This is a genomic window from Nonomuraea sp. NPDC005692 (assembly GCF_040631115.1).
GTDB lineage: Bacteria > Actinomycetota > Actinomycetes > Streptosporangiales > Streptosporangiaceae > Nonomuraea.
Window position 1 is genome coordinate 574,870 of sequence record NZ_JBEXYU010000002.1, and the last position, 17,048, is coordinate 591,917.

The window sequence follows — 17,048 nt, forward strand, 5'->3', positions numbered from 1 at the left end:
CCCATGCGCGATGTCGTCGAAGCCGCGCTCAAGGCCGCGGACGTCTCCTACGACGAGCCGCGGCCCGGGGCGTTCCTGGTCAAGCTGCCCGGACAGCACAAGCTCGCCACCATGACCTGGCTGATCGTCGGCGAGCGGGTGCTGCACGTCGAGGCGTTCTTCTGCCGCCAGCCGGACGAGAACCACGAGGAGTTCTACCGCTGGCTCCTCGGCAAGAACGGTGCCATGTACGGCGTGCACTTCTCCCTCGACCCCGTCGGCGACGTCTACCTCGTCGGCCGGGTGCCGCTGGCCGCCGTCAGCGAGGAGGAGGTCGACCGGCTGCTCGGTTGCGTGCTCACGTACGCCGACGACTGGTTCGACCGGGCGCTGGAGCTGGGCTTCGCCTCCTCCATCAGGCGGGAGTGGGAGTGGCGTGCCAAGCGCGGCGAATCCCTGGCCAACCTGCAGGCCTTCGCCCGCTTCGCCGACCCGGGGCAGTGACCTGCCGGCGCTCCGGGCGGCGGCCATAGGATTGGCCGCATGGCGACTTTGGTGCTGCTACGGCACGGTGAGAGCGACTGGAACGCGAAGGGCCTGTTCACCGGTTGGGTGGACGTCAGCCTGTCGGCCAAGGGCGAGGACGAGGCCCGGCGCGGCGGCCGGCTCCTGCAGGAGGCCGGTCTGCGGCCCGACGTCCTGCACACCAGCCTGCTGACCCGGGCCATCCAGACGGCCCAGCTCGCCCTGGGCGAGGCCGACCTGCTCTGGCTCCCGGTCAAGCGCAGCTGGCGGCTGAACGAACGCCACTACGGGGCCCTGCAGGGCAAGAACAAGGCCCAGACGCGTGAGGAGTTCGGCGACGAGCAGTTCATGCTCTGGCGCCGCTCGTACGACGTGCCGCCGCCGCCCATCGCCGACGACGACGAATACTCCCAGGCCGGCGACCCCCGTTACGCCCTCCTGCCGCCGGAGCTCATGCCGCGCACGGAGTGCCTGAAGGACGTCGTCGACCGCATGCTCCCCTACTGGTACGACGAGATCGTCCCCGACCTGGCCGCGGGGCGCACGGTCCTGGTGACCGCGCACGGCAACTCGCTGAGGGCCCTGGTCAAGCACCTCGACGGCATCAGCGACGACGCCATCGCCGGGCTCAACATCCCTACGGGGATCCCGCTGGCGTACGAGCTGGACGCCGACTTCAGGCCGCAGGTGCGGGGCGGGCGCTACCTCGACCCGGAGGCCGCCAAGGCCGCCATCGAAGCAGTGGCCAACCAGGGCCGCTGACCCCCACAGGCCCTCGGGCGCATTCCGCGCGGCGCCGGGTGTGCGAGGGGACTGCCGTCTCCTCGCGCTCCCCGGCGGCGCAGCGTCCCTCTTGCAGACCAGCGCCACGTGGAAGCCTGCGGGACACAGGACAGCACTTGTCCGGCCACACCCCAGGGAACCGCCTGATCCACGGGGGCCGTTGGTGGGGAAGCCATGTCACTGATGCCGGACACCGAAATGTGTGGGCCGTTCTGGGGCGAGGTGCCTATGCTTTCGGGGATGTGAGCACCTCTGCCAGAGCTGAGCGCTCCTGCCCCCTTCCGTCCGCCAGGGAAGCCCGCGTTCCGGGCGGGACGGTCTGACGTGCCGACGTGGGAGCCCCACGTGTCGCACGGGCTCGTACGCGTGGTCGAAGCGTCCTGTTGCGAGGAGTACGTCCTGTGTTTCGAGGCGGCGCAGTTCTTCGTACGGCGGGTCACCGAGCGAGGGGACCACGAGGAGACCGCCAGGGGCCCGTACGCCCGTGCCGCCGCGGTCTGGGCCGAGCTGGCGCGGCGTCATGTGTGCAGGAGCCGTCAGGCGGCCTCCTGACGTGACCGGGCGTGGCGCGGCGGCACGGCCCGTCAGTCGGACGTCGGGCGCAGGACGAGGGTGACGAACCCGAAGACGTCCCGGTAGACGCGCAGCCACTCGGCGCGGTGGGTGTCGGCCGTCGTGATGGCCTCACACCTGTCCGGATGGTCGGGGTTGTCCAGAGCCCAGGAAGCCAGCGAGCCCGTCCAGGCCCATTCGTAGTCGTCGAGCTCCTGGCGCGTGCTGATGTGGCCGTGCACCGGCGTCCAGCCGTCGGCGGTGACGCGGTCCATCAGGGCCGGCAGGCCGGTGAGCTCGCCCAGCATCTCCACCGCCTCGGCAGAGGGCTCCCGGGCCCAGAAACCGTCCCCGACCAGGACGCGCCCGCCGGGAGCCAGGTGCTCGCGCGCCGCGGCGAGCGTGGGGAGCAGGCCGCCGAACGCATGGGTCGCCCCGACGCTGATCACCAGGTCGAACGCGTGCGGGGAGGTGAACTCGGCGGCGTCCGCACGATGGAGGACGAGCCGGTCGTGGACGCCGAGCGCCTCCGCGCGCTCGCGGGCGTGCGCCAGCGAGCTCTCGGCGATGTCCACGCCCTCCGCCTGCAGCTTGGGATGCGTGTCCAGCGCGCGCAGCAGCCACTCGCCGCCGCCGCAGCCGAGGTCGAGCACGCGCGAGTCGCCCTGGGGGAGGGCGCGGTCCAGCAGGCGGCGCACCGAGTCGTCGTCGAGCGGAGCCGCGATCGGATGGTCCGCATGGGCGAGTCGGGAGATCTGTTCACGATTCACCGGCGGAGCCTGCCACATGCGGAGACGTCGCCGCATCCGCTTTTGGCCAGGAGACAGGGCGCTTGGCGGGCGTCTGTCGCTGTTTGCCACTGTTTGTCCCGCCGGATTGTCTCGATGCCCGGCCGCGGACATGCGAAGCGGGCGGCCCCCCGACAGGTGCCGCCCGATGCGTCCGGGTGAAGAGCCTGCCCCCCGGGAGGCCGTCAGCTGGGACGGGAGCCGGTGACCAGGTAGACGACGTCCCGCGCCACCCGCACCGCGTGGTCGGCGTACCGCTCGTAGTACCGGCCGATCAGCGTGATGTCGATCGCCGGCTCCACGCCGTGCGCCCAGTCCTTGGCCAGGATGTTGCGGAACAGCCGCCGGTGCAGCCGGTCCATCGCGTCGTCGTCCTCTTCCAGCTCAAGCGCCGACTCCACGTCCCTGGAGGCCACGCAGCTCCCGGCCTTGGTGACCAGGTTCTCGGCGATCTGCCCCATTTCCACAATGGTCGAGCGCGTCTCGGGCGGAATCGCCGACTCGGGGTGCCGCAGCCGGGCCACCTTGGCCACATGGACGGCGAGGTCGCCCATACGTTCGAGGTCGGTGCCCATGCGCAGCGCCGTGATGACCATTCGCAGGTCCACCGCGACCGGCTGCTGCCTGGCCATCAGCTCGAAGATCGACGACTCGATGTCGGCGAAGATGGCGTTCACCTCCTGGTCACGGGAGATGACGCTCTCGGCGAGCTGGAGGTCGGCGTCGAGGAGGGCCGTGGTGGCACGGGAGATGGCCGAGCGGACGAGCCTCGTCATCTCGACCAGCTTGCTCGTCAGGAGATCAAGTTCTTCATGGTACGCATCGCGCATGTCGTCACCGTACGTGCCACTCGATGAACGAACCTCTACTGCGAGATGAACTTTCCAGGAAAGGGCCGTTCATCCGCAGGTGAGAGGTCTGTCCCTTGGACTTCGCCACCTACCATCGGAGGCATGAGTGAGATGGCCATGAGCTTCGCGGCCCTGGCCGGGTTCGTCGTGGGAGCCCTGGCGGTCCTGTTCTACAGGAACCAGATCGAGGCTCCGAAGAGGACCGATTCAGCCGACGGCGTCGAGACCGGAGCGGCGCTGCCGCAGGGCGTGGCCTCCGTGCTCGCCGTGCTCCCCTCGTCCGCCGTCGTGCTCGACGCGCACGACCGCGTGCTGCGCGCCAGCTCGGCCGCGCGCGCGTTCGGGCTGGTCAAGGGCGACAGGCTGATGGCCGCGGAGCTGCTCGCACTGGCAAGACAGGTACGCCGCGACGGCGAGATCCGCGAGAGCGAGATCGACGTCGCCGGCCACAAGTTCGGTCAGGAGACGACGAACTTCGCCGTCCGGGTCGCCCCCCTCGGCTCCTACGGCCAGGTGCTGGTGCTGGCCGAGGACCAGACCGAGCGGCGCAGGGTCGAGGCCGTGCGCCGCGACTTCGTCGCCAACGTCAGCCACGAGCTGAAGACCCCCGTGGGCGCGCTGAGCCTGTTGGCCGAGACCATCCAGGACGCCGCCGACGACCCCGAGGCGGTCACCCGCTTCGCCGGGCGCATGCAGCACGAGGCCGCCCGGCTCACCTACCTGGTCCAGGACCTGATCACGCTGAGCAGGATCCAGGGGGCCGAGCCCATCCCCACCCCGGGCCAGGTCGCCATCGACGAGGCCGTCCACGACGCCATCGACCACTGCAACACCAAGGCGGTGGCCAAGGACATCACGCTGGTCACCGGCGGCACGGAGGGGCTGCGCATCTGGGGCGACGACGAGCTGCTCGTCACCGCCCTGCGCAACCTCATCGACAACGCCGTCGCCTACAGCCCCGAGCACACGCGGGTCGTGGTCAGCGTCCGTCCGGCCGGCGACTCCGTCGAGATCAGCGTCAGCGACCAGGGCATCGGCATCCCCGAGGAGTCTCTGGAGCGCATCTTCGAGCGCTTCTTCCGCGTCGACGCGGCCAGGTCACGGGCGACCGGCGGCACCGGGCTCGGTCTGGCCATCGTCAAGCACGTCGCCGCGGCCCACGCGGGCGAGGTGTCCGTCTGGAGCAAGGAAGGCTCCGGCTCCACCTTCACCCTCCGTCTGCCCGCCTTCGGCGGCACGGCGGTGGCAGTACCACCCTCGATTCCCCTGGAGACCGCAAAATGACCAGAGTTCTAGTGGTTGAGGATGAGGAGTCCTTCTCCGACGCCTTGTCCTACATGCTGCGCAAGGAGGGCTTCGAGGTGTCGGTCGCGGCGACCGGGCCCGAGGCGCTCGACACGTTCGACCGCAACGGCGCCGACCTCGTGCTGCTCGACCTGATGCTGCCCGGCCTGCCGGGCACCGAGGTGTGCCGCTCGCTGCGGCAGCGCTCGAAGGTGCCGGTCATCATGCTGACCGCCAAGGACAGCGAGATCGACAAGGTCGTGGGCCTGGAGCTGGGCGCCGACGACTATGTGACGAAGCCGTTCTCCTCACGGGAGCTGGTGGCCCGCATCCGCGCGGTGCTGCGCCGTCAGGGCGACGTGGTGGAGGAGCTGGAGACGGCCGTCCTGGCCGTCGGTCCGGTGCGAATGGACGTCGACCGCCACGTCGTCGCGGTGCGCGGCGAGCAGGTGCAGCTGCCGCTGAAGGAGTTCGAGCTGCTGGAGGTGCTGCTGCGCAACGCCGGCCGGGTGCTCACCCGCGGCCAGCTCATCGACCGCGTCTGGGGCGCCGACTACGTGGGCGACACCAAGACGCTCGACGTCCACGTCAAGCGCCTGCGGGCCAAGATCGAGGCGGATCCGTCCAACCCGCGCTGCATCCTCACCGTGCGCGGCCTGGGCTACAAGTTCGACGCCGTCGAGGAGTGAACGACCCTTGTTCTGGTACGTGGGTTCGTACCAGAACAAGGGTTCTCTCATGCCGTCAGTGGGCCTCTTCGGTGGCCGTGGGGGTGGCCGACGCCGAGGGCGTGGCGACCGGGGTGGCGTTGGGGGCGGGGGGATAGTCCTTGAACTCACGGCTGCGCGTGACCACAGGGACGGTCAGGGTCACTGTCCCGGCGTTGGCGAACTGGAGGTCCAGACGCACGCTCTCGCCGCCTCTGAGGCTCGTGGAGATGCTCTCCAGCATCAGCTGGGGCTGCGGCTTGCCGGTGTTGACGAGCTGGTTGGGGGGAAGCTGGATCGGCGTGGCGACCTTCACGGACCCGACCGAGCCCGCCGAGACGGCCTGGAGCGTGTCGGCGGCGCCCGCGGTGTTGAGGATGTTCAGGTAGATCGGGGCTGAACCGCGCCACGGGAGCTGGGCGCCGGAGTCGGGGCCGAGGATGAACGCCTGTGGGATGTGAATGCCGCGCGTGCCATAAGCACCCTGGTCGATGAGTGCGACCGCCTCGTTCGGGGCGTACGGCTTGTTGGTGTTGGCGTCGAATCCTGCCCCGCAGCCCGCGAGCACGGGGGCTGCCAAGAACGCGGCGGCTACGACAATCCAGCGACGGCTGGTCACGTGCGGGTTCTCCTTGCTCTTGCGCGGTATGGCGCATGGGGTGTTGGGCAGCGCCTACCATATCCACCTGAATCCATGGTCATATCCGCACCCCTGCAGGTCATTCGCTATGTCCGGAAATGCGATTCATACGGTCGAGGACTTGTCAAGCCCCAATATGCGGCTTTGACCTGCAGTTATGAGGTTTTCACTGTTCCGGGAGCCTGTGGATGCGTGGTACCCTGGAGTACAGCGGAAGGGGTACTTGTCACATGACTTTCCAGGTCGGCGACACTGTCGTCTACCCCCACCATGGGGCTGCTCGGATCGAAGCAATCACGAAGCGATCCATCAAGGGTGAGGAAAAGACCTACCTGGTGCTCAAGGTCGACAAGGGCGACCTTACCGTCCAGGTGCCAGCAGAAAACGCGGAACTCGTCGGTGTGCGCGACGTTGTCGGCCAGGAAGGCCTTGAGCGGGTTTTCGATGTTCTTCGGATGCCCCACACGGAAGAGCCGACCAACTGGTCGCGCCGTTACAAGGCCAATCTGGAGAAGCTCGCCTCCGGTGATGTGAACAAGGTTGCGGAGGTGGTTCGCGACCTGTGGCGTCGCGACCGCGAGCGCGGCCTGTCAGCGGGCGAGAAGCGTATGCTCGCGAAGGCTCGTCAGATCCTCGTCAGCGAGCTCGCGCTCGCCGAGAAGACCAATGAGGACAAGGCTGAGGCCCTGCTCGACGAGGTTCTCAACTCCTGAACACGAATCTTCCACGGGTGGGCGTCGGAGTCGACGTCCACCCGTTCGCTTCGATGGACTCAGGGCGTGAGCTCAGCCTCGCCGGCCTCCACTGGCCGGCCGAGCTCGGGCTCGACGGCCATTCCGACGGCGACGTCGCCGCGCATGCCGCCTGCGACGCGCTGCTGTCCGCGGCCGGCCTGGGCGACCTGGGCGGCCTGTTCGGCACGTCGGACCCGCGCTGGGCGGGGGCTGCCGGGGTCACCCTGCTGGAGGAGACCGCCCGCCAGGTGCGCGCGGCGGGCTTCGAGATCGGCAACGTGGCCGTCCAGGTGATCGGCAACCGTCCCAAGATGGCTCCTCGGCGTACCGAGGCCGAGCTGGCGCTCAGCGGCGCCGTGGGGGCGCCTGTGAGCGTCTCGGCGACCACCACGGACGGGCTCGGGCTCACCGGGCGCGGCGAGGGGATCGCCGCCATCGCCACGGCCGTCGTGGTCAACCTTTCGTAGGCGTTCAGCGTCTTATGTATGGGATGCGTGAGGGTGTCCCGGCGGGTCGTCGCCGAACCCGCCAACTGTGGGGGCGGCGGTTCGTCACTGGCGCGGTACGGACCGCCGCCTTCCTCAGGGGGTAGTTTCCCCAGGTGTCGGGTATGTCCCCATCTAAGACATGTGAACGTCTCGGGGGGAGCTACACATGATCGGCGCGATCGTTTCCGCAGTAGTCATCGGCGCCATCGTCGGTGCGCTGGCCCGGCTGATAGTGCCTGGCAGGCAGAACATGTCCATCGGCCTGACGCTCATCGTGGGCATCGTGGCCGCCCTGATCGGCACCCTGATCGCACAGGCGTTCGGCTGGGCCGACACCAAGGGCATCGACTGGCTCGAACACATACTCCAGCTCGTGCTGGCCGTGGTCGGCGTGCTCCTTGTGACGCGGATGGGCTCCGGACGCGGTGGACGAACCGGCCGAACCACGACCTGACCTGCTCGTTCGTAAAGTCGGCGCATAATCGCCGGCGATCGGGTAGCGAAGCTCCCCGTGAGAGTGAACGGCTCACCCTCACGGGGAGGTTTCGTGTCATGACCATTCAGTCCATCCTTGGCGCCATCGTGATTGGCGCCGTCATTGGCGCAATCGGTCGCCTGCTGCTGCCCGGCAGGCAGGCCATCGGGTGGATCCTCACCATCGTCGTCGGCATCGTCGCCGCCCTGCTGGGCACGCTCATCGCCCAGGTGCTCGGCGTCGAGACGACCCCCGGCATCGACTGGATCGAGCTCGTGATGCAGGTCGTCCTGGCGATCGTCGGTGTCGGCCTGGTCGCCGGCCTACGCCGCGGCTCCAGGGTCTAGCGGCGCCAGGGGTGTAGACGAGATAGACGCACACGAAACGGCCCGTCCGGGATCATCCCGGACGGGCCTCTCGTTTGTTCGCGGGGTGGCCGCTATTCCTCGGGGTCCGGCGGGCGCGGAGTGCTGCGCAGGCGGCCGGACGGGGCCTGGGTGTCCTCGTGGATCACCGGGTGGGGCGCGGTGTCCTCAGAGTCGCTCTGGCGCGTCCGGGGCTCGTCGGCGGTGGGGTGGCTCCTGCGGTCGTCCTCGATGACGGGGACGGGCTGGGTGTCGACGTCACGGGTGTCGGTGGCCCGGGTGTCGGTCCGGGGGTGGACCAGGACGTCGGTCGGCTTGACCCGGTCGCCCCACCGCACCGGCCGCCTCAACGGCTCGGGTTCCGGCTCGGGCTCGGGCTCGGGTTCCGGCTCGGGCTCCGGTTTTGGCTCGGGTTCCGGTTCCGGCTCCGGTTCGGGCTCTGGGGCCGGTTCCGGCTCGGGTTCCTGCTCTTGCGGTACGGCCTGCCACTCGGACACCTGGGCCGGGACCGGCGGCGTCTCCGGCGCGGCGGTGGGCCCCACCAGCGGCGTGGACTCCAGCACCGGCGGGGGCGCCTCGGTCACGAGCGGCGGCGGCGTGTCGGCCGCGCGGCCCGGATGGAAGGGCACGAGCTCGTCGTCGTCCTCCTCGCGCGCCGCGCCCCGGTGGGCCTGGACGTGCTTGATCAGCAGCAGCCAGAGCCACAGGGCCAGGGCCAGCATGACCCAGGGCGCCAGAGCCACGCCCACGGCCACCTGGCGCGCGTCGAAGGTGAACCGCAGCGCGGTCGCCACGTTGGCCGCCGCGGCGGCCACGATGAGCAGGACCAGCACGGTGGCGGCCTGTGCCCGCACCAGCGGCCGGGCGGGGCGCAGCAGCAGCACGCCGAGCAGCGCGACCACGAGCAGCGCGTCGAAGGCGGCCGGATAGAGGAAGGCGAGGTCCTGCCGCGCCTCGCCGGTGACGGCCAGCGCGCGCAGATCGTCGAAGGACAGCGCGCAGGCGGCTCCGGTCAGAGCGGCCACCGCGAGCCCGGCCAGGGCGATGCCCAGGCGACGGAGCGTAGAGGGGGGAGTCACGTCCATGGCGCCTTCGAGACTACAGAAGAATGGGGATCACGACCGATCGAGGGAGACACATGCCCGAGCTGCCGGAAGAAGCCCGCGAACTCCTGGATGCCCCGAATCATGCGACGGTGACCAGCATCAACCCCGACGGCGGACCCCAGTCGACCGTGGTGTGGGTGCACACGGACGGCGACGACGTGCTGTTCTCGACCGTCCGGGGGCGGGTGAAGCCGCGTAACTTCGAGCGCGACCCGCGGACGAGTCTGCTGGTCATCGACCCGAAGAGCCCGGACCGCTACGTCGAGGTGCGCGGCCGGGTGACGATCGAGGAGGACCCCGAGGGCGCGTTGATCCAGGAGCTGGCCCAGAAGTACACAGGCGAGCCTTGGGAGGACAAGCCGGGCACCGAGCGTCTGATCATCCGGATCCGTCCCGACAAGGTCACGGTGCGAGGCTGAGTAATCGGCCTACGAGAGCCTCCGAGGCGTTAGCCTTGCCTTTGTGAGCCTGCACATCTACGACACCAGCACGCGCGCCACCCGTGAATTCGTTCCGGTCGAAGCCGGCCGGGCGTCGATTTACCTGTGTGGGGCGACCGTGCAGGCTCCTCCGCACATCGGGCACATCCGCTCAGGCGTGAACTTCGACGTGCTCAGGCGCTGGCTCACGCGTTCCGGCTACGACGTGACGTTCTGCCGCAACGTCACCGACATCGATGACAAGATCATCAGGGTGTCGGCCGCGGAGGACGTGCCGTGGTTCGTGATCGCCGAGCGCAACCAGCGTGCCTTCACCTGGGCCTACGACACGCTCGGCTGCCTGCCGCCCACCGTCGAGCCGCGGGCGACCGGCCACGTGCCCGAGATGATCACGCTGATGGAGCGGCTGATCGAGCGCGGCCACGCCTACGCCTCGGGCGGCGACGTCTACTTCAGCGTCCAGTCCTACGTCGACCACTATGGCAAGCTCTCCAACCAGAAGCTGGAGAACATGCGGGCCGCGGCCGACACCGACGACGAGTCGCTCAAGCGAGACCCGCGCGACTTCGCCCTGTGGAAGGGCGCCAAGCCGGGCGAGCCGACCTGGCCCACGCCGTGGGGGCTCGGGCGTCCCGGCTGGCACCTGGAGTGCTCGGCGATGGCCACCAAATACCTGGGGCCGACGTTCGACATCCACGGCGGCGGCATCGACCTGATCTTCCCCCACCACGAGAACGAGATCGCCCAGTCGCAGGCCGCCGGCGACGGCTTCGCCCGCTACTGGATGCACAACGGCATGCTCAAGATCGGCGCCGAGAAGATGAGCAAGTCGCTCGGCAACTCGCTGCTGATCCCCGAGATGGTGCAGAAGGTGCGCCCGGTGGAGCTGCGCTACTACCTGGCCGCGCCGCACTACCGTTCCTCGATCGAGTACTCCGAGGAGGCGCTGCTGGAGGCGGCGGCGGCCTACCAGCGGATCGAGGGCTTCGTCACCCGCGCCGCCGAGGTGATCCACGACGTCGACGCCGACGCGCCCCTTCCGCAGGCGTTCGCCGACGCGCTCGACGACGACCTCGGCACGCCGCAGGCGCTCGCCGTGGTGCATGAGGTGGTGCGCGAGGGCAACGTGGCGCTGTCGCGGGGCGACAAGGAGGCCATCGCGCGGCTGCTCGCCGAGACCCAGAACATGCTCGACGTGCTCGGCCTCGACCCTCGCTCGCCGCAGTGGCGCGGTGGCGGCTCCGACCTGTCGCCGGTGGTCGACGCGTTGGTGGCGGTGGCTCTGGAGCAGCGCAAGGCCGCGCGGGCCCGTAAGGACTACGCGGCGGCCGACGCGATCCGCGACCAGCTCGCCGCGGCGGGCATCACGGTCGAGGACACGCCGCACGGGGCCCGCTGGGAGCTGGCCCGCTGACCTTCCGCCACTTCTGACCTTTCGCCGCTCCTGAGCGACGGCGGGCTCCTTGTGCGCCCGCCGTCAGCCGCGGAGGGCCGCGACGGCGGTGTCGGGGGCCTCGATCACGATCGTGTGGTAGCCGTCGATGCGCGAGACGATGCCCTCACGCGGGCCCCGGTGCCGGGCTGGTGTAGAAGGCGTCCTCCTGCTCGTCGCGGGTCTCTTTCGAGGGGAACGCGCGGATCAGGTACGCCTCCTCGTGGCCGTCCTCGTCCACGAGGGAGGCGCCGCTGCTCACCACGTCGATGCCGGCCTTCGCCAGGAGGGGGAGGGCTTCTTCGCGCATGATCCGGAGGAAGTCTTCGCGGGTGCCGGGTTTGAGGCGGTAGGTGCGGATCTCCAGGATCATGCGGCTGCTCCTTCGGGGAAGTGCTGGGCGGCTGGCACGTTATCCGGTGGTCGCTGACATCCTTCGTCAGTGAGGGGGTTCCGTTTTCGGGGCCCTGTATGAGGGCCCTAGGAGTCGGATTCGGGGGCTTTCGGCTTCTCGGCTGCTTTGTGGGTCGGTGTGCCGGTTGGTCCGCCGGTCGGTTTGTGGGTCGGTTTGTGGGCCAGGAAGAAGGCCTGGCGGCCTGAGCGGGGTCTCTCGGTCTCGTCGGGCTCGCGGATGAGCTGGGCGTCCAGGGACAGTCCGGCCTTGGCGAGGAGCTCGGCGATGTGTTCCGGGGGAGTCCAGTAGACGTCCAGCGAGAGCTTGTGACCGTAGCCCTGGCTGAGGTGGCGGCGTTCGTCGCCGACCTTGAACGCGAGCAACATGTGGCCGCCCGGCGCCAGCACCCGGTGGATCTCGGCGAACACCGTCGGCAGGAGCTCCGGCGGGGTGTGGACGGTGGAGTACCACGCGACGGCGCCGGCCAGGGACGCGTCCGCCAGGTCTAGCGCGGTCATCGAGCCCACTTCGAAGCGCAGGCCGGGGTGGCTCTGGCGGGCGACGTCGATCATCCTCGGGGACAGGTCGATGCCGAAGGCGTTCACCCCGAGGGAGTGGAGGTGGGCGGTGACACGGCCCGGTCCGCAGCCCAGATCGGCCCCCTCTCCGCCATCCGGTCCCTGTACGAGTTCTGCGAAGGCCGCCAGCATGGCCCGGTCCAGGGGCTTGGTGTCGAGTTCGTTTCTGAGTAGTTCGGCGTACTCGGGGGCGACGGTGTCGTAGGCCGTTCGGGTGGCGTGGAGGTAGGCGGACTCAGTCATGGCCAAGGACCATAACCGGCCTTAGGGGTGGGTGGTGGGAGCTTGTGGATTTGTCTGGGGCGTATGGAGGTGGACGGCTTTTGCGCTGTGCTGTGCCGGGAGAGTGCGGGCGGGCGTGCGGTCGACGCGATGCACCGGGCCGCGGCTTCGCGTGCGGCTTGGTGAGGTTTTGTGGTGATGTGCTCGCGCAGGACGCCTCGGTGAGGTTGTGGGCGGGGCGCTACGTGCGCTCCGGGGGAGGGCAGGCGGCTCGCCGGGCGTGCCGCGGTCGGTCGTGTAGGGCGAACATCCTGTGCTCCCGAAGCGTCTCCGAGCATGCGGGTCTTCCTGAGACCGCGCTCTACCGCATCTTTTAGCGACCGTTCTTCCGGGGGCCGCTCTTCCAGAGAGCCCTGTTCCGGGGGCCGCTCTTCCAGGGACCCCCTGTTCTTGGGGCCGCGTGCTCTGTCGCGTGACCAGATTCGTCGCTCCTACAGGGCGGACCTCTGCTGCGTGGCTGGATTCGCTCTTTTGCCGGGATCGGGTGGGGGCTTGCCCGGCGGGATCGGGTGGGTCGGCGGGCCGATACCCTTGATGGCATGGCAGCAGGCGGTAGGGCATCGGGCAGGCCCGCGAAGAAGAAGGGCCCCTCCAAGGGCACCGGGGGCCAGAAGCGCCGGTCGCTCGAGGGCAGGGGCGCGACGCCGCCTGCCGAGATGCGCCACTGGTACAAGGACAAGGCCAGGACCGAGCGCATCGCCAGGGAGGACCGCGGCGAGACGCGTCGTCCGGGCAGTGGCCCGGCCCGGCAGAAGCGTTCCGAGGACGCCCCCGAATACATCGGCGGCCGTAACCCGGTGCTGGAGGCGCTGCAGGCCGGGGTGCCCGCGAATGCCCTCTACGTAGCTCAGCGCGTCGAGAACGACGACCGCGTACGCGACTCCATCAAGATCGCGGCGGAGCGTGGGATCGCGCTGCTCGAAGTCACCCGCGACAAGCTCGACCGGATGACGGAGGGCGTCGTCCACCAGGGCATCGCGCTCCAGATCCCCGCCTACGACTATGCGCACCCGTCCGAGCTGGTCGAACTGGCTCAGGACGCGGCCGAGGTCCCGCTGATCGTGGCGCTCGACTCGGTCACCGACCCGCGCAACCTGGGCGCCATCGCCCGTTCCGCCACCGCGTTCGGGGCGCACGGCCTGCTCATCCCGTCCCGCCGCTCGGCCGGGGTGACGGGTGGCGCATGGAAGACGTCGGCCGGCACGCTCGCCACCCTGCGCGTCGCCCGCGCCTCCAACCTGACGGCCGCCCTCCGCGAATACCGCGAAGCCGGCCTCTTCATCGTCGGCCTCGACGGCGCCGGAAAGATCGACATCGGCGACGCCGACCTCCTCGCCGAGCCGCTCGTGGTCGTGGTGGGCTCCGAGGGGAAGGGCCTCGGCCGGTTGGTGCGAGAGCAGTGCGACGTGGTCGTCCGCATCCCCATGCAGGCCGCCGCGGAATCCCTCAACGCGGGAGTCGCTGCCGGTGTGGCACTGTACGAGGTCGCTCGTCACAGGCGCCGCTAGCGTCTACACTGGTAGGCCGTGCCGACGTAGCTCAATCGGCAGAGCATCTGTCTTGTAAACAGAAGGTCAGGGGTTCGATTCCCCTCGTCGGCTCTGCACGTAGAAGGCCCTTTCCCGTGATCGGGAGAGGGCCTTTTCGGTCTCGTACAGCAGGGTTGTACAGCAACCGGCACTAGCCGAAGATGTCCTGCCCGTCGCGGCCTGAGGGGTCCATGGCGAGCAGGCTCTCATGAAGACTTTGTACGGCCCTGCCGGTGAGTTCGCCTGACGGTGTGGTTTCCATGAGACGCCAGCCAGGGCTGTCCGTGGGGGCGTCGTCGTCGCGGCCGTGGGCGGTGAGGCTGTAGAGGAGACTGAACGCTGTTTCGTAGGCGGCCACCTGGGCGACCCGTGCGAGGTCGGTGGGGTTCGCGCCGTCGGCGAGCAGTCGAGCAGCCGCGGGAATGCCTTCCAGCGCTCCCGGCGAGGCCCAGCCATTGATCAAGTCTGGCCATATGCGCCGCAGCGCCAAGAAGCCAGCCAGCTGAGGTATGTCCTCTGAGATCTCTGAGGCAGCCCACTCTTGAGGGGCATCGGCGCCCAGCGTCGCGAAGAGGTTCTGCAAGGCGAGCACCGCAGCGCGATCTGCTTCATTCATCCCGCTATCTCAGCATGGCACGTGACGCGAAAAGGCCCTGTGGGCGATTCCGCGGGCCTCTTCGCATCTACGTCGATTATGGGACGTTCTCCAGGCTGGCATTGAGGCAAGCAAGGGCATTGCGGGTTTCCGGGCTTGGGATCTGGGTGTAGACGTTCATGGTCACGCTGATCTGTGAGTGCCTGAGGATGCGCATCGCCACGCGCGGGTGGACGTCGAGGGCGGCCAGGAGCGAGGCGCAGGTGTGCCGGGTGTCATGGAAGCGGATGCGCGGGACACCGGCGTTCTTGCAGTGGGCCTCGGAGGCGCGGTTGAGGTTTCGTGGTTCGATGGGCGTGCCGTATCTCGTGGTGAACACCTGGTCTGAGTCCTTCCACTTGTCGCCGGCCTTTTCGCGGGCCTGGTCTTGCCGCTCGAAGCGCAGCTTCAGGGCCGCGACCGGCGAACGTACATGCGAAGCCGGGCCTGACACTCCGTCCCCGGCCCGCTGACGCTACGTGGTGAGTCGAAGGCGTACGAGGTGATCAGGACCCGGTGCGTGCAGGCCGTAGATGCCGCCTGGGCCCTGGCCCCGGTTGCTCAGCGGGCATGGGGATTTGTCTCGGCGGACTGGTGTTCGATCTCTGCGGGTGACCAGAACTGCACCTTGTAGAGGACCAGGCTGATGATGTCCGTGGTGAAGTCCTCGTGGCTGAGGAATTTGCGGTGGACTTCGAACCGCCAGTCTTGATCGCGCCGACCGAGGTCGAACTCGTCGTTGTACGTGGTGTCTCCGGACCAGGAACTGATCGCAGCGACCTTCCCGGAAGTCAGATGGACGGTTCCCAAGCGGCTTTCATCCCAGTTCGAGGTGGGTGGCTCGCCGTCCCAGAGTTCGTACTTGATGAGAGCTTGGTCGCAACGGGTTGGGTCGAGCGCGATGAGGTTGGGGGCGCTCTCGGACCAGATCTCGCCACTGGCGGAGAGCTCGACGACGCGCCACTCCGCAGAGATGTCTTCGACGTCTACGATCCCGTTGAAGTAACGGGAGATCTTTTGCGGATCGAGGAACGCCTTGATGATCTGCGCCATGGTGGTCCTTGGGGTCAGGGCGAATGGGCGTGCGGTGATCATGGCCTGCAGGGCTGACAATTCCCGTTGCCTGAGCACAAGGCATCGGAGCAGGCCGTCTACTCCGATCGATCATGGTTGAGTGGCTTCGCATCGAAGGAGCCGTCAGCCCTGTTCGAGGGAACGGCTCCAGAATCCAGGTGGTGTAGTGCCGGCCATCTCGGCGGTTGCCGTCGTGGGGAGCTGACGGCGCAGGAGGCCCTGCCATCCGCCCTAGACCATCAGCCGCTGTGTATGTGGACGGTCGACATGCAGCGTTATTGATCAAACTCGGGGAAGATTGGGGCATACTTCCTCGATGAGGATCGATGCCCCGACATCGCTGGGGTCCATCACGTGCCCGTCCGGGCGACTGGTGGTCGCCGATACCGGCTACCTGAACTTGTGGTCGGGGGACGCGCCTCCGGCGGTGGACGAGGTCATGCTCTCCGCGATAGAGGATCCCGCGTTGCGTGAGAGTATCCGCGCGTCGGTTGACCTGGCTGTGGTGGGCCCTGACGCCGAGACTGCCGCTCGGTCCTTCAATCGCCAGCCGGGTATGTGGCTCTATGACATTCCCGGACATGGGGTCGAGCAGGTGGTCGGCGCTTTCGCCGAGCTCTGCCAGGCGCATGGGTTCGATGCCTGGCTGGAACGTCAAGAACCTCGGGTCGCGCATCGTGAACGTGTCGAACACGCAGTGCGGGCCGGCGGTTCAGAGTTCATCATGAACGGCGTTCCCGTCGTGGCGATCGGTGGCATACCCGCCGATCAGGAGATCGCCGTGACAGCAACCTCCCGGGATTACGGGAACATCGGTGTGCGATGGGAGTCGGTCACCCTCAGGATGCGCTCCACGCAGCCCACATCGACCAGACTCTTGGGCCATGTCGGGGTGGACGCGGCTCGGCTCAGCCTCATCGATGCCGATGGGTTGGCATCGTGGCGCCATGAGGAGCCGATCGACGGAATGGCCGACGTTGCGTTCTGGGGGCGATCGGTGCGGGAGGCCGCCGCCGGCTTCGGCGCCTCACTCCTACCGCATCCCGGAGAGGATGGGGTGTATGGATGGGCGGACCTGCCTGTCAGCGAGGCAGTCGACCGCGCCATCGCCTTGCAGGAGTGGAAACAAGCTGGTGCCGAACGGATGATCGCGGTTGATTTCCGGCCGCACTCCCACCACTGGCAGATCATGGCCCAGGTCAGAGCTGCGAAGCACGAGGCCGGAACGATCGAGGTCGGTGGCACTCGGACGATGTGCGTCATGACCAGTTGGGGGGATGGGTTCTTTCCTGTCTCTGCCGACCACGACGCCGATGGACAACTTGTGCAAATCCGGATCGTGCTTGGCGACTCGCAACGTCAAGCTCAACTTGAGGCGATGTACGACCGGTTCAGTCTGGACTGATCA

The 17,048-nt window shown here is 68.4% G+C and carries 22 protein-coding genes and 1 tRNA gene; 14 read left to right on the forward strand and 9 right to left on the reverse strand.

The genetic code is table 11. The annotated features are described in order from the left end of the window. Positions 1–3: 3 nt before the first annotated feature. The 3 genes from ABZ459_RS07735 (at position 4) to ABZ459_RS07745 (ending at position 1,839) form a co-directional block, all read left to right on the forward strand. Positions 4–483: a YbjN domain-containing protein gene (locus ABZ459_RS07735; RefSeq protein WP_357967206.1), complete on the forward strand. Its 480-nt coding sequence runs from the start codon at positions 4–6 to the stop codon at positions 481–483. Positions 484–522: 39 nt separating this feature from the next. Then, positions 523–1,266, forward strand: a complete 744-nt coding sequence (locus tag ABZ459_RS07740; protein ID WP_357967207.1) for a phosphoglyceromutase — start codon at positions 523–525, stop codon at positions 1,264–1,266. A 366-nt stretch (positions 1,267–1,632) separates the two neighbouring features. Then, positions 1,633–1,839 carry a hypothetical protein gene (locus ABZ459_RS07745; protein ID WP_357967210.1) on the forward strand — a complete coding sequence of 69 codons (207 nt, stop codon included), beginning with the start codon at positions 1,633–1,635 and terminating at the stop codon, positions 1,837–1,839. A 32-nt stretch (positions 1,840–1,871) separates the two neighbouring features. Here the strand turns inward: ABZ459_RS07745 and ABZ459_RS07750 are convergent, their stop codons facing one another. Both ABZ459_RS07750 and phoU read right to left on the reverse strand, forming a co-directional pair. Next, positions 1,872–2,609, reverse strand: a complete 738-nt coding sequence (locus tag ABZ459_RS07750) for a methyltransferase domain-containing protein (RefSeq protein WP_357967213.1) — start codon at positions 2,607–2,609, stop codon at positions 1,872–1,874. Between the two features lie 203 nt (positions 2,610–2,812). Continuing rightward, positions 2,813–3,457 carry a phosphate signaling complex protein PhoU gene (gene phoU, locus ABZ459_RS07755; RefSeq protein WP_357967216.1) on the reverse strand — a complete coding sequence of 215 codons (645 nt, stop codon included), beginning with the start codon at positions 3,455–3,457 and terminating at the stop codon, positions 2,813–2,815. A gap of 123 nt (positions 3,458–3,580) precedes the next feature. Between phoU and ABZ459_RS07760 the strand changes: the two genes are divergently transcribed. Further along, positions 3,581–4,762, forward strand: a complete 1,182-nt coding sequence (locus ABZ459_RS07760) for an ATP-binding protein (protein WP_357967218.1) — start codon at positions 3,581–3,583, stop codon at positions 4,760–4,762. Continuing rightward, positions 4,759–5,451, forward strand: a complete 693-nt coding sequence (locus tag ABZ459_RS07765; protein ID WP_195898926.1) for a response regulator transcription factor — start codon at positions 4,759–4,761, stop codon at positions 5,449–5,451. Before ABZ459_RS07760 ends, ABZ459_RS07765 begins: the two co-directional genes overlap by 4 nt. Positions 5,452–5,506: 55 nt before the next feature. Here ABZ459_RS07765 and ABZ459_RS07770 read toward each other — a convergent pair whose 3' ends face one another. After that, positions 5,507–6,088 carry a copper chaperone PCu(A)C gene (locus tag ABZ459_RS07770; protein ID WP_357967221.1) on the reverse strand — a complete coding sequence of 194 codons (582 nt, stop codon included), beginning with the start codon at positions 6,086–6,088 and terminating at the stop codon, positions 5,507–5,509. Between the two features lie 251 nt (positions 6,089–6,339). Here ABZ459_RS07770 and ABZ459_RS07775 point away from each other — a divergent pair, with 251 nt between their 5' ends. The 4 genes from ABZ459_RS07775 (at position 6,340) to ABZ459_RS07790 (ending at position 8,153) form a co-directional block, all read left to right on the forward strand. Beyond that, entirely contained in the window at positions 6,340–6,822 is a 483-nt protein-coding gene (locus tag ABZ459_RS07775) for a CarD family transcriptional regulator (RefSeq protein WP_043624891.1), read from the forward strand. 17 nt (positions 6,823–6,839) lie between these two features. Next, entirely contained in the window at positions 6,840–7,310 is a 471-nt protein-coding gene (gene ispF, locus ABZ459_RS07780; RefSeq protein ID WP_357967224.1) for a 2-C-methyl-D-erythritol 2,4-cyclodiphosphate synthase, read from the forward strand. A gap of 187 nt (positions 7,311–7,497) precedes the next feature. Next, positions 7,498–7,785 (forward strand): GlsB/YeaQ/YmgE family stress response membrane protein, encoded by a 288-nt coding sequence (locus ABZ459_RS07785; RefSeq protein ID WP_357967227.1) that lies wholly within the window; start codon positions 7,498–7,500, stop codon positions 7,783–7,785. A gap of 98 nt (positions 7,786–7,883) precedes the next feature. Then, positions 7,884–8,153 (forward strand): GlsB/YeaQ/YmgE family stress response membrane protein, encoded by a 270-nt coding sequence (locus ABZ459_RS07790; protein WP_352322341.1) that lies wholly within the window; start codon positions 7,884–7,886, stop codon positions 8,151–8,153. A 92-nt stretch (positions 8,154–8,245) separates the two neighbouring features. Here ABZ459_RS07790 and ABZ459_RS07795 read toward each other — a convergent pair whose 3' ends face one another. Then, positions 8,246–9,250: a DUF2637 domain-containing protein gene (locus ABZ459_RS07795; protein WP_357967230.1), complete on the reverse strand. Its 1,005-nt coding sequence runs from the start codon at positions 9,248–9,250 to the stop codon at positions 8,246–8,248. A 59-nt stretch (positions 9,251–9,309) separates the two neighbouring features. On the opposite strand from ABZ459_RS07795, the gene ABZ459_RS07800 reads away from it, so the two are divergent. Both ABZ459_RS07800 and cysS read left to right on the forward strand, forming a co-directional pair. After that, positions 9,310–9,696 (forward strand): PPOX class F420-dependent oxidoreductase, encoded by a 387-nt coding sequence (locus ABZ459_RS07800; protein ID WP_357967232.1) that lies wholly within the window; start codon positions 9,310–9,312, stop codon positions 9,694–9,696. Positions 9,697–9,739: 43 nt separating this feature from the next. Next, positions 9,740–11,131: a cysteine--tRNA ligase gene (gene cysS / locus ABZ459_RS07805; RefSeq protein ID WP_357967234.1), complete on the forward strand. Its 1,392-nt coding sequence runs from the start codon at positions 9,740–9,742 to the stop codon at positions 11,129–11,131. 145 nt (positions 11,132–11,276) lie between these two features. Here the strand turns inward: cysS and ABZ459_RS07810 are convergent, their stop codons facing one another. After that, a complete protein-coding gene (locus ABZ459_RS07810) occupies positions 11,277–11,522 on the reverse strand; it encodes an NIPSNAP family protein (RefSeq protein WP_357967236.1) in 246 nt (81 codons plus the stop codon). A gap of 107 nt (positions 11,523–11,629) precedes the next feature. Then, positions 11,630–12,364 (reverse strand): class I SAM-dependent methyltransferase, encoded by a 735-nt coding sequence (locus ABZ459_RS07815; RefSeq protein WP_357967237.1) that lies wholly within the window; start codon positions 12,362–12,364, stop codon positions 11,630–11,632. 578 nt (positions 12,365–12,942) lie between these two features. Between ABZ459_RS07815 and rlmB the strand changes: the two genes are divergently transcribed. Next, a complete protein-coding gene (gene rlmB / locus ABZ459_RS07820) occupies positions 12,943–13,911 on the forward strand; it encodes a 23S rRNA (guanosine(2251)-2'-O)-methyltransferase RlmB (RefSeq protein WP_357967239.1) in 969 nt (322 codons plus the stop codon). A 20-nt stretch (positions 13,912–13,931) separates the two neighbouring features. Further along, positions 13,932–14,004: transfer RNA gene (locus ABZ459_RS07825), tRNA-Thr, on the forward strand. A gap of 79 nt (positions 14,005–14,083) precedes the next feature. Here ABZ459_RS07825 and ABZ459_RS07830 read toward each other — a convergent pair. The 3 genes from ABZ459_RS07830 to ABZ459_RS07840 form a co-directional block, all read right to left on the reverse strand. Further along, a complete protein-coding gene (locus ABZ459_RS07830; protein WP_357967241.1) occupies positions 14,084–14,548 on the reverse strand; it encodes a hypothetical protein in 465 nt (154 codons plus the stop codon). Positions 14,549–14,624: 76 nt separating this feature from the next. After that, positions 14,625–15,020 (reverse strand): tyrosine-type recombinase/integrase, encoded by a 396-nt coding sequence (locus tag ABZ459_RS07835; protein ID WP_357967244.1) that lies wholly within the window; start codon positions 15,018–15,020, stop codon positions 14,625–14,627. A 107-nt stretch (positions 15,021–15,127) separates the two neighbouring features. Beyond that, entirely contained in the window at positions 15,128–15,619 is a 492-nt protein-coding gene (locus tag ABZ459_RS07840) for a hypothetical protein (protein WP_357967246.1), read from the reverse strand. Between the two features lie 337 nt (positions 15,620–15,956). Here ABZ459_RS07840 and ABZ459_RS07845 point away from each other — a divergent pair, with 337 nt between their 5' ends. After that, positions 15,957–17,045, forward strand: a complete 1,089-nt coding sequence (locus ABZ459_RS07845; RefSeq protein WP_357967248.1) for a hypothetical protein — start codon at positions 15,957–15,959, stop codon at positions 17,043–17,045. Positions 17,046–17,048: the final 3 nt, after the last annotated feature.